Source organism: Nocardioides potassii, from assembly GCF_021648885.1.
GTDB classification, from domain to species: Bacteria; Actinomycetota; Actinomycetes; order Propionibacteriales; family Nocardioidaceae; genus Nocardioides; species Nocardioides potassii.
Genome location: NZ_JAKJHZ010000005.1, coordinates 819,037 through 832,992, shown reverse-complemented (window position 1 = coordinate 832,992; position 13,956 = coordinate 819,037). Strand labels below are relative to the sequence as shown.

General features: G+C 71.4%; 12 protein-coding genes. 5 read left to right on the top strand and 7 right to left on the bottom strand.

The features are described from left to right. From L2K70_RS08550 to pyrR, 3 genes are read right to left on the bottom strand one after another with little or no spacing between them, the layout of a single operon-like run. Positions 1-1,272 carry a dihydroorotase gene (locus L2K70_RS08550; protein WP_236401286.1) on the bottom strand — a complete coding sequence of 424 codons (1,272 nt, stop codon included), beginning with the start codon at positions 1,270-1,272 and terminating at the stop codon, positions 1-3. Next, entirely contained in the window at positions 1,272-2,198 is a 927-nt protein-coding gene (locus tag L2K70_RS08545; RefSeq protein ID WP_236401284.1) for an aspartate carbamoyltransferase catalytic subunit, read from the bottom strand. Before L2K70_RS08545 ends, L2K70_RS08550 begins: the two co-directional genes overlap by 1 nt. Next, positions 2,195-2,767 (bottom strand): bifunctional pyr operon transcriptional regulator/uracil phosphoribosyltransferase PyrR, encoded by a 573-nt coding sequence (pyrR, locus tag L2K70_RS08540; protein ID WP_236401282.1) that lies wholly within the window; start codon positions 2,765-2,767, stop codon positions 2,195-2,197. Before pyrR ends, L2K70_RS08545 begins: the two co-directional genes overlap by 4 nt. Positions 2,768-2,908: 141 nt before the next feature. Between pyrR and L2K70_RS08535 the strand changes: the two genes are divergently transcribed. After that, entirely contained in the window at positions 2,909-3,487 is a 579-nt protein-coding gene (locus tag L2K70_RS08535) for a class I SAM-dependent methyltransferase (RefSeq protein ID WP_236401280.1), read from the top strand. A 6-nt stretch (positions 3,488-3,493) separates the two neighbouring features. Here the strand turns inward: L2K70_RS08535 and L2K70_RS08530 are convergent, their stop codons facing one another. Further along, complete coding sequence (locus tag L2K70_RS08530; protein WP_236401278.1) at positions 3,494-4,774, bottom strand: acetyl-CoA C-acetyltransferase; 1,281 nt, start codon at positions 4,772-4,774, stop codon at positions 3,494-3,496. 142 nt (positions 4,775-4,916) lie between these two features. Between L2K70_RS08530 and L2K70_RS08525 the strand changes: the two genes are divergently transcribed. Further along, a complete protein-coding gene (locus L2K70_RS08525) occupies positions 4,917-6,251 on the top strand; it encodes a 3-oxoacyl-ACP reductase (RefSeq protein ID WP_236401276.1) in 1,335 nt (444 codons plus the stop codon). Further along, on the top strand, positions 6,251-7,132 hold the full coding sequence (locus tag L2K70_RS08520) for a MaoC/PaaZ C-terminal domain-containing protein (protein ID WP_236401274.1): 882 nt from the start codon (positions 6,251-6,253) through the stop codon (positions 7,130-7,132). Before L2K70_RS08525 ends, L2K70_RS08520 begins: the two co-directional genes overlap by 1 nt. Here the strand turns inward: L2K70_RS08520 and L2K70_RS08515 are convergent. After that, the gene (locus L2K70_RS08515; RefSeq protein WP_236401272.1) at positions 7,129-7,995 is read right to left on the bottom strand and encodes an acyl-CoA thioesterase; all 867 of its coding nucleotides are present in this window, start codon (positions 7,993-7,995) and stop codon (positions 7,129-7,131) included. The genes L2K70_RS08520 and L2K70_RS08515 overlap by 4 nt on opposite strands. Next, complete coding sequence (locus tag L2K70_RS08510) at positions 7,995-8,948, bottom strand: proteasome assembly chaperone family protein (protein ID WP_236401270.1); 954 nt, start codon at positions 8,946-8,948, stop codon at positions 7,995-7,997. Before L2K70_RS08510 ends, L2K70_RS08515 begins: the two co-directional genes overlap by 1 nt. Positions 8,949-9,064: 116 nt before the next feature. On the opposite strand from L2K70_RS08510, the gene L2K70_RS08505 reads away from it, so the two are divergent. Next, positions 9,065-10,279 (top strand): thiolase family protein, encoded by a 1,215-nt coding sequence (locus L2K70_RS08505; RefSeq protein WP_236401268.1) that lies wholly within the window; start codon positions 9,065-9,067, stop codon positions 10,277-10,279. Further along, entirely contained in the window at positions 10,276-12,345 is a 2,070-nt protein-coding gene (locus L2K70_RS08500) for a 3-hydroxyacyl-CoA dehydrogenase NAD-binding domain-containing protein (RefSeq protein ID WP_236401266.1), read from the top strand. Before L2K70_RS08505 ends, L2K70_RS08500 begins: the two co-directional genes overlap by 4 nt. Positions 12,346-12,429: 84 nt before the next feature. On the opposite strand, the gene L2K70_RS08495 is transcribed toward L2K70_RS08500, so the two are convergent. Then, a complete protein-coding gene (locus L2K70_RS08495) occupies positions 12,430-13,914 on the bottom strand; it encodes an amino acid permease (protein WP_236401264.1) in 1,485 nt (494 codons plus the stop codon). Positions 13,915-13,956: the final 42 nt, after the last annotated feature.

Genomic DNA, 13,956 nt, shown 5'->3' with positions numbered 1-13,956 from the left:
TCAGTCCGCCAGCGCGCCGTCGCGGACGGTGACCCGGCCGCCGTGGACCGTGTGCACGACCCGCGAGGTCAGCCCCCGACCGTGCCACGGGTTGTTGCGCGACAGCGAGGCGGAGGCGTCGCGGTCGACCGTGACGGTGGCGGACGGGTCGACCAGTACGACGTTCGCGGGCGAGCCGGGCTCGAGCGGCCGGCCGTGGTCCGCCAGGCCGGCGATCCGGGCCGGCGTCACTGACATCACCCGGGCGACGTCGGCCCACGACAGGTCGGGAAGGGCCGTGCGGACGACGCCGAGCGCGGTCTCGAGGCCGACCATCCCGAAGGCGGCGTCGACGAAGGCGTGCTCCTTGTCGTGGCGGGCGTGCGGCGCGTGGTCGGTCGCGACGGCGTCGATGGTGCCGTCGGCGAGCGCGGCGCGTAGGGCGTCGACGTCCTCCTGCGGCCGCAGCGGCGGGTTGACCTTGAACGTCGGGTCGTAGCCCGCGAGCAGGTCGGTGGTGAGCAGCAGGTGGTGCGGCGTCACCTCGGCGGTGACGTCGATGCCTTGGCCCTTCGCCCAGCGGAGCACCTCGACCGAGCCGGCGGTCGACACGTGCGCGACGTGCACCCGCGAACCGGTGTGGCGAGCGAGCATCACGTCGCGCGCGACGATGACCTCCTCGGCGATGCCGGGCCAGCCGGGCAGCCCGAGACGACCGGACAGCTCACCCTCGTGGCAGCACGCGGACGGTCCCGCCAGCGCGGGGTCCTGCGAGTGCTGGGACACGACGCCGCCGAACGCCTTGACGTACTCCAGCGCCCGCCGCATCACGCGGGCGTCGTGGACGCACTTTCCGTCGTCGGAGAAGACGGTCACGCCGGCGCGCGAGCGGTGCATCAGCCCGAGCTCGGCGAGCTCCTCGCCGGCCAGCCCGCGGGTCACGGCGCCGACCGGCTGCACGTGGACGAGCCCGGCCTCGCGACCCAGCTCCCACACGCGGGTGGCCGCCTCCGCCGTGTCGGTCACGGGCGAGGTGTTGGCCATCGCGAGGATCGCGGTGTAACCGCCCAGGGCGGCCGCCTGCGAACCCGTCAGCACGGTCTCGGCGTCCTCGCGCCCCGGCTCGCGGAGGTGCGTGTGCAGGTCGACGAGCCCGGGCAGGGCGACCAGGCCGTCGGCGTCGATGGTCTCGGCACCGGCCGGTGCCTCGTCGACGAGGACGCCGGCGTCGTCGACGTACAGGTCCCCGGTCCTCTCGCCCAGCAGCGAGGCTCCGGTGATCACGAGCGACATCAGGCTTCCTCTCCTGCGAGCAGGTGGTAGAGCACGGCCATGCGGATCGCGAGGCCGCTGGAGACCTGCTCCAGCACCACGGACTGCGCCGCGTCGGCGGCGTCGGCGGCGATCTCGAGGCCGCGGTTCATCGGACCGGGGTGGCAGATCGGGACGTCGGGCTTGAGCAGCGCGAGCCGGTTGCGGGTGAGCCCGTAGCCCACGGTGTACTCGCGCGGGCTCGGGAAGTACGCCCCGGACATCCGCTCGCGCTGGACACGGAGCATCATCACGGCGTCCGCCTCCGGCAGCACCGCGTCGACGTCGTACGACGTCTCGAAGCCCGCCGCGGCGGACCAGCTGGCGACACCGCTGGGCATCAGCGTCGGTGGGGCCACGACCGTGACCCGGGCGCCGAGCTTGGTCAGGCACTGCACGTTGGAGCGGAACACCCGGCTGTGGGTGAGGTCGCCGATGATCGCGACGTGCCGGCCCTCGAGGGAGCCGAGGTGACGCTGGAGCGTGTAGGCGTCGAGGAGCGCCTGGGTCGGGTGCTCGTGCATCCCGTCGCCGGCGTTGACGACCGAGGCGTCGACCCACTCGCTGACCTGGACGGCCGCGCCGCTCGCAGGGTGGCGGATGACGAGGCCGTCGACCCCCATCGCGCAGACGGTGAGCACGGTGTCGCGCAGGCTCTCGCCCTTGGACGTGCTCGAGCCCTTGGCGCTCACGTTGATCACGTCGGCGGAGAGCCACTTGCCGGCGATCTCGAACGACGAGCGCGTGCGGGTGGAGTCCTCGAAGAACATGTTGACGACCGTGCGGCCGCGCAGCGCCGGGAGCTTCTTGACCTCGCGGCTCTGCACGTCGTGCATGTCGGCGGCGGTCTCGAAGAGCTGGGCGATGTCGTCGGTGCCCAGGTCGTCGATGGACAGCAGGTGCTTCACGAGATGGTCACCTCGTCGGTGCCGTCGACCTCGGCCAGCCGCACGCTGACGCGCTCGGCCAGCGCGGAGGGAAGGTTCTTGCCGACGTGGTCGGCACGGATCGGGAGCTCGCGGTGTCCCCGGTCGACCAGTACGGCGAGGCGTACGGCGCTCGGCCGCCCGAGGTCGGCCAGCGCGTCGAGCGCGGCTCGGATGGTCCGGCCGGAGAAGAGCACGTCGTCGACCAGCACGACGACCTTCCTGTCGATCCCGCCCGGCGGCAGCGCGGTCTTGTGCGCGCGGCGGGTGGGCTGTGAGCGCAGGTCGTCGCGGTACATCGTCACGTCGAGCTCGCCCACCGCGACGGGTGCGCCCTCGACGGCGGCGATCTTGTCGGCGATGCGCCGCGCGAGCGGTACGCCGCGGGTGTGCAGGCCGAGGAGCACCAGGTCGGTGGCGCCCTTGTTGCGCTCGAGCAGCTCGTGCGAGATCCGGGTCAGCGCCCGGGAGATGTCACGGGCGTCGAGAACGGTGCGGTCCAGCCGCTCGGGGCTGGTGTCCGGGGTGTTGTCGCTGGTGGTGGCAGGCATCCGCTCGCCGGACCTCCTTCTCCGCCTCACGGGACGGCTCGTTAAAGGATGTCGATCGGCGCCGACCATAGCAGTGCGGCCGGGAGGGAGTACCGTCGCAGGCGAGCGGTACTTTCCGCTCACGCAGGTCAGGAACTGAACATGGGCATCGGCTACGCCACCGCATACCGCGCAGGGATCATCCCGTGGGAGAAGGCGGGCCGACGGGACCAGCCGGCCCTCGAGCGCCTCCTCGGTCGTGAGGAGCGCGATCGGCCCGACCAGGTCCGGCGCGCGCTGGACCTCGGCTGCGGTCGGGGGGCGCACACCCGGCTCCTCGTCGAACGCGGCTGGGACGCCATGGGCATCGACAACGTCCGACAGGCCGTGGACGTCGCCGTGCGACGAAACGGGCTCGACGACGCCCGGTTCGTCATCGGCGACGTGCGCCACCTCGTGCACTCGGGGGTGGGGACGGCCTTCGACCTCTTCCTCGACGTCGGGTGCTTCCAGGGGCTCGACGCCGCGGGCAGGACACGGATGGCGGGCGGGGTCACCACGCTGGCCGCACCTGGCGCCACCATCTTGCTGAGCACGTCGCCGCGTCGCTGGCCGGGCGCGCGCCAGGTGGAGGCCGAGCACCTCGAGCAGTCCTTCGAGGGCTGGAGGGTGTCGCAGCCCTACGACCCCGAGTCGGCCGACGAGGGATGGGGCAGCTGGTTCAGGCTGGTGCGGGCCTGAGGCCGCTCAGCGCTCGAGGATCGCCACGACGCCCTGGCCGCCGGCGGCGCAGATCGAGATCAGCGCGCGGCCCGAGCCCTTCTGCGCGAGCAGCTTCGCGGCCACCGGCACGATCCGGCCGCCGGTCGCGGCGAAGGGGTGCGCCGCTGCGAGCGAGGAGCCGTACACGTTGAGCTTGTCGCGGTCGATCTCGCCGAGCGGGCCGTCGAGGCCGAGCCGCTCCTTGCAGAACACCGGGTCCTCCCAGGCTGCGAGCGTCGAGAGCACCTGCGAGGCGAAGGCCTCGTGGATCTCGTAGAAATCGAAGTCCTGCAGCGTCAGGCCGTTGCGCTCCAGCATCCGCGGGACGGCGTACGCCGGTGCCATCAGCAGGCCCTCGTGGCCGTTGACGTAGTCGACCGCAGCGGTCTCGGCGTCGACGAGGTGCGCGAGGACCGGGAGGCCGCGCTCCTCGGCCCACTCGTCGCTGGAGAGCAGGACCGCGGACGCGCCGTCGGACAGCGGGGTGCTGTTGCCGGCGGTCATCGTGGCGGCCGCGCCCTTGCCGAAGACCGGCTTGAGGGTCGCGAGCTTCTCGACCGAGGAGTCCGGGCGCAGGTTGTTGTCGCGCTCGACGCCGCGGAAGGGCGTGATGAGGTCGTCCTGGAACCCGTCGTCGTACGACTTCGCGAGGTGGTGGTGCGACCGGGCCGCGAGCTCGTCCTGCGCCTCGCGGGTGATCCTCCACTCGAGGGCGGTCAGTGCGGCGTGCTCTCCCATCGACAGCCGCGTGCGGGGCTCGCCGTTCTGCGGGATGTCGAGGCCGATGTCGCCGGGGCGGATCGCGCCGAGCGCCTTGAGGCGGCTCGCGGTGTCCTTGGCGGAGTTGACCTTCATCAGCTTCTTGCGGAGCTTGTCGCTGATGGCGACCGGCGCGTCGGACGTGGTGTCCGTGCCGCCGGCCACGCCCGCGTCGATGACGCCGAGGGCGATCTTGTTGGCGACCTGGATCGCTGCCTGCAGGCCGGTGCCGCATGCCTGCTGGATGTCGGTGGCGGGCGTCTCGGGCGCCAGCGTGGAGCCGAGGACCGACTCGCGGGTGAGGTTGAAGTCGCGGGAGTGCTTGAGGACCGCACCGGCCACGACCTCGCCGAGGCGCTCGCCGCGGAGGTCGAAGCGGTCGACCAGCCCGTCGATCGCTGCCGTCAGCATCTCCTGGTTGGAGACCCCGGCGTAGACCGTGTTGGACCGGGCGAAGGGGATGCGGTTGCCGCCGACGACGGCGACGGGGCGAGTGGTCTTCTGCATGTTCCTATCCTTGCCTGACAGGTGCCGCGCGCCAACGGTGTGAGGGGCACGTCACGAAAAGTGGACTCCGAGTGTCACACCGAGTTACATGATGCCGACCTCGGACTCACCCCGCTACCCATACCGCGCAAGAGGGATCTCCATGAGCGACCGCTACCAGGGCTTCGTGTCCACCTCGATCGGCCAGCTGTTCGTCAAGAACCTCGGCCTGCCCAACCCCACCCCGCTGGAGCGCTGGAGCGAGGGCGCCCCGCTCGTCGACGGCGTGGTGGTGCTCGGTGGGCAGGGCCGGCTCGCCGAGGTGCTGCCGACGACCCTCGACGGGCTCGGCATCGCCTCGGCCGCCGGCCTCGAGGACGGCGCGCGCGCGAAGGCGCTGGTCTTCGACGCCACCGGCATCACGGACACCGACGGGCTGCTCGTCCTCCAGGAGTTCTTCACGCCCCTCATGCGCAGGCTCGAGACCTGCCCGCGCGTGGTCGTCCTCGGCACGCCCCCGGAGACCGTGTCGGGCTCCGAGCGGATCGCGCAGCGCGCCCTCGAGGGCTTCACCCGCAGCCTCGGCAAGGAGATCGGTCGCGGCGGCACCGTCCAGCTCGTGTACGTCGCCCCTGCCGCCGACGGCGCCATCAGCTCGACCCTCGCGTTCCTCCTCTCCCCCAAGTCGGCCTACGTGTCGGGCCAGGTCGTGCGCATCGGCGCCCACGGCTCCACGTCGACGGACACCGTCGACGACTGGACGAAGCCGCTCGCCGGCAATGTCGCGCTCGTCACCGGCGCGAGCCGGGGCATCGGCGAGGAGATCGCCCGCGTCCTCCACCGCGACGGCGCGACCGTCGTCGGGGTCGACGTCCCGCAGGCGGCCAGCGAGCTGCAGACCCTGATGACCGAGCTCGACGGTGACCACCTCGTCCTCGACATCACCGCCAAGGACGCGCCGCAGCGGATCGCCCACCACCTGCGTGAGCACCACGGCGGCGTGGACGTCGTCGTGCACAACGCCGGCATCACCCGCGACAAGAAGCTCGCCAACATGGCCGAGGACCGCTGGAGCAGCGTCATCGCGGTCAACCTCACCGCGCCCGAGCTGATCAGCCGTGAGCTGCTCGACGCCGGTGTGATCAACGCTGGGGGCCGGATCATCGGCGTCGCCTCGATCGCCGGCATCGCGGGCAACGTCGGCCAGACCAACTACGCCACGTCCAAGGCCGGGGTCATCGGCCTCGTCGAGAGCCTGCGCGACGAGCTGTCCGACGGCATCACGGTCAACGCCGTCGCGCCGGGTTTCATCATCACCCAGATGACCGCCGCCGTGCCGTTCGCGACCCGCGAGGTCGGCCAGCGGCTCAACGCGATGTCGCAGGGTGGGCTGCCGGTCGACGTCGCCGAGACGATCGCGTGGTTCGCCAGTGCCGGGTCCGGCGCGGTCAACGGCAACGTCGTGCGCGTGTGCGGCCAGATGATGCTGGGCGCCTGATGTCCGAGCCCACGGCCAAGACCCTCCACGGCGAGCCGGGCAGCCTCGGCACGCTGCTGCGCGCCGCGCTCCCGGTCGTCCCCGGCGTCAACCAGCTGCCCGGGGTCCGCAAGGCACCGGCCGGCGCGTTCACCGGCCTGGCCTACGACCGCACCGGTGTCACGGCCGAGCGCGCCCGCGTGGACGTGTACGCCGCCGTGTGCGGCTTCCCGCGCAAGGACGTCGTACCTCTCACGTATCCGCACATGCTGGCGTTCCCGCTGCACATGGCGATCATGAGCGACCCGGCCTTCCCCTACCCCGCCATCGGCATGGTGCACGTGGAGAACACGATCACCGCGCACCGCGCGATCGGGATCGGTGAGGCGCTCGACGTCACCACGTCGGTCGGGGCGCCCCGGCCGCACGCCAAGGGCGTCCTGCTCGACTTCGTGACGACCGTGACCGGCGACGGCGAGGCGGCGTGGGAGTCGACCTCGACCTACCTCCGCCGCGGCCGCACCATCGACGGCGACGCTGCACCGGGGCTGTCGATCCCGGACGCACCGACGGGCGGCGTCGAGTGGCGGCTGCCGGCCGACCTGGGTCGCAGGTACGCCGCGGTGTCGGGCGATGCCAACCCGATCCACCTCTACCCGCTGACCGCGAAGGCGCTGGGCTTCCCGCGCCAGATCGCCCACGGCATGTGGACCAAGGCGCGCTCGATCGCGGCGATCGAGAACCGGCTGCCCGAGGCCGTCACCGTCGAGGTCGCCTTCAAGAAGCCGGTCTTCCTCCCCGGCACCGTGGCGTACGCCGCCCGCCAGGACGACGCCGGCTGGACCTTCGCGCTCACCAGCCCGAAGGACGGCTCGCCCCACCTGGTGGGGCGCACGCGCTAGTCCCGCGGCTCGCGAAGACGGATCAGCCCCTCCTGGGCGACGGTCGCGACCAGCTCACCTGACCGCGAGAACACCCGGGCCAGGGCGAGTCCGCGAGCGCCACCGGCGAACGGCGAGAACTGGTCGTAGAGCCACCAGTCGTCGGCGCGGAACGGGCGGTGGAACCAGATCGTGTGGTCGAGCGAGGCCGGTTGCAGGCGCGGCGAGGCGATGTGGATGCCGTGGGGCACGAGCGCCGCACCGAGGAGCGTCAGGTCGCTGGCGTAGGTGAACGCCGCCGTCTGGAGGGTCGGGTCGTCCGCGATCGGTCCGTCGACCTTGATCCAGAGCCGCGCGCGGGCTGCGTGGTCGCCGTCCTCGGGGATGCCGCGACCGGTCACGCCGACGTGGCGGATGTCGAGCGCGGACCACTCGCGCTCCCAGTGCTCGGCGGCCTCCGGACCCTGCTGGCGGGCGAGCTCGACGAGCGGCATGCCGTGCTCGGGGGGTACGACGTCGGGCATCGCGTCCTGGTGCTCGAGACCCGGTTCGGGGACCTGGAAGTTGGCCGTCAGGTAGTAGATCGGCCGGCCGTGCTGACGGGCCGAGACCCGGCGGGTGACGAAGGAGCGTCCGTCGCGGATGCGCTCGACGTCGTACACGATCGGCACCGTCGTGTCGCCCGGGCGCAGGAAGTAGGAGTGGAGCGAGTGCAGGACGAAGCGGTCCTCCACGCTGCGGGTCGCCGCCACCACGGCCTGCGCGGCCACCTGGCCGCCGAAGACGCGCTGTCGCTCCGTCCTGGCCTGGATGCCGCGGAAGAGGTCGACCTCGAGCTGCTCGAGGTCGAGGAGTGCGACGAGCTCCTCGGCGCTGCCGGCCATCAGCGGCCGTCCCAGCCGGCGTCGTCGCCGGAGTCCTTGGGATCGCCCTGGTCGTCGAGCTCGGCGAGGAAGGCCTCGAAGGCGCTGCCGATCTCCTCGCCGGTCGGCAGCTGCTCGTCGCCGGCCAGCAGCGAGGTGCCGGCGGCCTCGGCCTGGCGGAAGGCGTCGTACTGCTGCTCCAGGCCGCGGACGACGTCGGCCACCTCGTCGTTCTGGGACAGGTAACGGTCCACCTCGGCCTCGGTGATCTCGGCCGCCTCGCGCAGGTCGCTGAGGTCGATCGTCAACCGGGCGCCGATCTCGAGGTGCTCGAGCAGGACCAGCGCGGCCTGCGGGTACTCCATCTGGGCGAGGTAGTGCGGGATGTGGGCGACGAAGCCCAGTGCGTCGTGGCCCCACTCCCCCAGCCGGATCTCGAGCAGCGCCTGCGCGCTCGCTGGGACCCGCAGCTCGCCCTGCCACGGGCTCTCGCCGGGGACGAGGTCGGGGCGGTTGGCGTGCGGGGTGATCGCGATCGGGCGGGTGTGCGGGACGGCCATCGGCACGGCACCCAGGCCCACGACGCGCGACACGCCGAAGTGCTCGACGACCTCGCGCACGGCGCGGGCGAAGGCCTCCCAGCGGATGTCGGGCTCGGGGCCGGCGAGCAGGAGGTACGGCGTGTCGCCGGCGTCGCGCAGCGCACGCACGACGAGCCGCGGTGCCTCGTAGTCGCGGTAGTGGTCGCGCACGAAGGTCACCGGTGGGCGCCGGGCGCGGTAGTCGTGGAGGGCGTCGACGTCGAAGGTCGCGACGACCTTGCCTCCGTCGGAGAGCGTCGCGAGGTGCCCCGCGGCGAGCTCCGCGGACTTGCCCGCGTCGAGGAACCCGGTGAGCACGCACACCAGCGTCAGGTCGCCCGCATCGGCGAGGACCTCGGCGTCGTCGACGATGTGCACGAGTCTGTCGGCCATGGGTCAACCCTAGTGACTCCCGACCAGTGACCCGACACACACCCGCCCTGCTGGGCAGCCGTTGTTACCGAGGGGTAACGTGACGCCTCCCGAGTCCCCGAGATGCAGGAGCACCCGTGTCTTCCCACCCATCCAGCAGGGTCCAGCGTGAGGTCGTCTTCGTCGACGGCGTGCGCACCCCGTTCGGCAAGGCCAAGGGCCAGTACGCCGAGACGCGTGCCGACGACCTCGTCATCAAGTGCATCCGCGAGCTGATGCGGCGCAACCCCTCCCTCCCGCCGGAGCGGGTCGACGAGGTGGCCGTCGCCGCCACGACGCAGATCGGCGACCAGGGCCTGACCCTCGGCCGGACCGCGGCACTGCTCTCGGGCCTGCCGCAGAGCGTGCCGGGCTACTCGATCGACCGGATGTGCGCAGGCGCCATGACCGCCGTGACCAGCACCGCGTCGGGCATCGCCTTCGGTGCCTACGACGTCGCCATCGCCGGCGGAGTGGAGCACATGGGTCGCCACCCGATGGGCGAGGGGGTCGACCCCAACCCGCGGATCCTGTCGGAGCGGATCGTCAACCCGGACGCGCTCGTGATGGGCAAGACCGCGGAGAACCTCCACGACCGCTACCCCACGATCACCAAGGAGCGCGTGGACGCGTACGCCGTGCGCAGCCAGCAGAAGACCAAGGCGGCCTACGACGCCGGGAGGATCCAGCCCGACCTCGTCCCGGTCGCCACCCGCTCGGCCGAGGCCGGCTGGGGCCTGGCCACGCTCGACGAGCCGATGCGTCCCGAGACGACGATGGAGTCGCTCGCCGGCCTCAAGACGCCGTTCCGCTCGCACGGCAACGTGACCGCGGGCAACGCCGCCGGGATCAACGACGGCGCCACCGCCGCCCTGCTCGCCGACGAGGAGACCGCGCGCGAGCTGGGCCTGCCGGTCAAGATGCGACTGGTGACCTACGCCTTCGTCGGAGTCGAGCCCGAGGTGATGGGCGCCGGTCCGATCCCCGCGACGGAGAAGGCGCTGCGCCTGGCCGGACTGACGATCGACGACATCGGCGCGTTCGAGGTCAACGAGGCGTTCGCCGTGCAGGTGCTGGCGTTCCTCGAGCACTACGGGATCGCCGACGACGACGAGCGCGTGAACCCCTACGGCGGTGCGATCGCGATGGGCCACCCGCTCGCCTCGTCGGGCGTACGCCTGATGAACCAGCTGGCGCGCCAGTTCGAGGAGCGCCCCGAGGTCCGCTACGGCCTCACCACCATGTGCATCGGCATCGGCATGGGCGGCACGGTCATCTGGGAGAACCCGCACTGGACTGGAGAGAACGCATGAGCACCATCTTCGAGCGCGCCGAGGCGATCGTCTCCGACGCCGAGCGCGTCACGCAGGCCCACCTGCGCACCGTCGCGCTCCCCGGCGCGACGATCGGCCTGATCACCCTGGACAACGGCGAGGACCACACCAAGCCCAACACGTTCGGTCCCGCCGGGCTGCTGTCGCTCAACACGGCCATCGACGCGGCGCTCGCCGACGAGTCGATCGACGCGATCGCGGTGACCGGCAAGCCGTTCATCCTCGCCGCCGGCGCCGACCTCACCTCGATCCAGGGCGGCGGCCCCGACGCCGTACGCGTCGTGGCCGAGCTCGGGCACGCGGTCTTCCGCAAGCTGCAGGACGGCGGCAAGCCCTCGTTCGGCCTGATCAACGGCCTCGCACTGGGCGGCGGCCTCGAGGTGGCGCTGCACTGCACCTACCGCACCGTGATGGACTCCGCGCCCGCGCTGGGCCTGCCCGAGGTCATGCTCGGGCTGGTGCCGGGCTGGGGTGGCGCGTGGCTCGTGCCGAACCTCGTCGGTGCCGACAAGGCCGTGACGCTGATCCTCGAGAACCCGCTCAACCAGGGCAAGACGCTCGGCGGGCAGGCGGCCTACGAGCTCGGGCTGGCGGACGCGGTCTTCAACGGCGCGGACTTCCTCGAGCAGTCGCTGCTGTGGGCGGCCTCGGTCGTGCGGGGTGAGACCACGGTTGAGCGGCCGGAGGTCGACCGCGACGCCTGGGACGCGGCGATCGCCCGCGCCGAGGGCATCGTGGCGTCGAAGACGGGTGGCGCCTCGCCGGCCGCGAAGAAGGCCGTCGAGCTCATCGCCGCCGCGCGCGACACCGACCGCGACGCCGGGTTCGCCGCCGAGGACGACGCGCTGCACGCGCTGTCCCAGACGCCGGAGCTGCTGGCGTCGCTCTACTCGTTCGACCTGGTGCAGAAGCGGGCCAAGCGGCCCGCCGGCGCTCCGGACAAGTCGCTCGCGCGGCCGGTGACCAAGGTGGGCATCGTGGGTGCCGGCCTCATGGCGAGCCAGCTCGCCCTGCTCTTCGTACGACGCCTCGAGGTCCCCGTCGTGCTCACCGACCTCGACCAGGAGCGGGCCGACAAGGGCGTGGCCTACGTGCACGCCGAGATCGACAAGCTGCTCGCCAAGGGCCGGATCAACCAGGACAAGGCCAACCGCCACAAGGCGCTCGTCTCCGGCGCGACCGACAAGCAGGTCGCCTTCGGCGACGCGGACTTCGTGATCGAGGCCGTCTTCGAGGAGATGTCGGTCAAGAAGACCGTCTTCGCCGACGTCGAGAAGGTCGTCAGCGCCGGGTGCGTCCTGGCGACCAACACCTCGTCGCTGTCGATCACCGAGATGGCCGCCGACCTCGAGCACCCCGAGCGGGTCGTGGGCTTCCACTTCTTCAACCCGGTGGCGGTCATGCCGCTCCTGGAGATCGTCACCGGCGAGAAGACCGACGACGCCACCCTCGCGACCGCGTTCGCCACCGGCAAGGCGCTGAAGAAGACGTCGATCCTGGTCAAGGACAGCCCCTCCTTCATCGTCAACCGCCTGCTCGGCCGGTTCATGAGCGAGGTCGGCCGGATCGTCGACGAGGGCACGCCGGTCCAGGTGGCAGACGGCGCGTTCGCCGGCATCGCGCCGATGCCGCCGTTCATGCTGCTCTCGCTGGTGGGTCCCGCGATCGCGCTGCACAACAACGAGACGCTGAAGCGCGCGTTCCCCGACCGGTTCTACGTCTCCCCCGCCCTCGAGCGGATCGTCGCGGCTCGCAAGCCCGCCTACTACGGGCCCGACGGCACCCTCGACCCCGAGGTCGAGGCCATGCTCGAGAAACCGGCCGATCCGGTCGTCCTGACGGCCGACCAGGTCCGCGCGAAGACGCTCGCTGGCCTCGCCGAGGAGGCGCGCCTGATGCTCGACGAGGGCGTCGTCGCCGCACCGCAGGACATCGACCTGGCGATGATCACCGGCGCCGGCTTCTCCTTCTGGAACGGCGGGCTGACCTTCATGCTCGACGTCGCGGGGATCTCGGAGCAGGCCACGGGCCGCCGCTTCCACTGATCGCTCGTCCCTCGCGCCGGTGGTCCAGCCACATCCCGTACGACGGAGATGTGGCTGGACCACCCTCCGCGGAGGTACGGCGACTCAGCGCGCGGAGTAGTCCTGCGCCGGGACGCCCTCACCGCGGCCGACGCGGCTGTGGCGGTAGCCGTAGCCGAAGTAGATCGCGAAGCCGAGGGCCATCCAGATCAGGAACCGCAGCCACGTCTCGGCGGTGAGGTTGAGCATCAGGAACACGCAGATCGCCGCCGAGAGCCAGGGCAGGAAGGGCGAGAAGGGCACCCGGAACGACCGCTCGAGGTCGGGGCGGTTCTTGCGCAGGATCGGTACGGCGATGGACACCAGGGCGAAGGCCGAGAGGGTGCCGATGTTGACCATCTCCTCCAGCTTCCCGATCGGTGTGAGGGAGGCGACGAACGCGACGACGAGCCCGATCACCAGGGTGATCCGCACGGGCGTGCCGGTGCGCGGGTTGACGTGCGCCAGCGCGGTCGGCATCAGCCCGTCGCGGCTCATGGCGAAGAAGACGCGGACCGCGCCGATCAGCAGCGTCATGACCACGGTCGTGAGGCCGGCGACCGCACCCGCGGAGATGAGCGTCGCGTAGCCGTCCTTGCCCTGGTCGATGAAGGCCGTCGCCAGCGCTGCGTCGGGGTTGATCTCGTCGTACTTCACCATGCCGGTGATGACCAGCGCGACGAGGACGTAGAGGACCGTGCAGACCACCAGCGAGCCGATGATCCCGCGCGGCAGGTCCTTCTGCGGGTTGCGCGCCTCCTCGGCCGTCGTCGCGACCACGTCGAAGCCGATGTAGGCGAAGAACACCAGCGACGCGGCGAACAGGATGCCCGCGACGCCGTACACCCCGGGCGCGCCGAAGACCGTCTGGATCAGCGGGGTGTGCAGCCAACCGTCGCCGGTGGTGCCGGGCGCGCTGTCGGGCACGAACGGCTTGTAGTTGTCGGTGTCGATGAACTGGATGCCGGCGATGATCACGAAGAGCACGATGAAGAGCTTGAGTGCGACGAGCACGAGGTTCACGCGCAGCGACTCCTTGATGCCGAACGCCACGAGGATCGTCAGGACCGCGACCAGCAGGAAGGCCGGCAGGTCGAAGGTGTCGCCGTAGCCGAGGCTCCCGGGCCACGTGAGGCCGATCTCGCCGAGGAAGGTCTCGAAGTACGACGACCAGCCCTGCGCCACGACGGACGCGCCGAGCATCAGCTCGAGGATCAGGTCCCAGCCGATGATCCAGGCGATCATCTCGCCGAGGGTCGCGTAGGAGAACGTGTACGCCGACCCGGAGACCGGCACGGTCGAGGCGAACTCGGCGTAGCAGAGGGCGGCCAGGCCGCAGCAGATCGCGGCGATCACGAAGGAGAAGACGACGCCCGGCCCGGCGTAGGCCTGCGCCACGCGCCCGGTGAGGGTGAAGATCCCGGCGCCGATGATGACGCCGATGCCGAAGACCGTCAGATCGAGGGCCGTGAGACTCTTCTTGAGCTTGAACTCGGGGTCCTCGGTGTCCGCCATCGAGTGCTCGACGGACTTGGTGCGCCAGATGCTCATCCCAGCAACGTAGACCCACCGACCGGTGCTCGCGAGCACCGT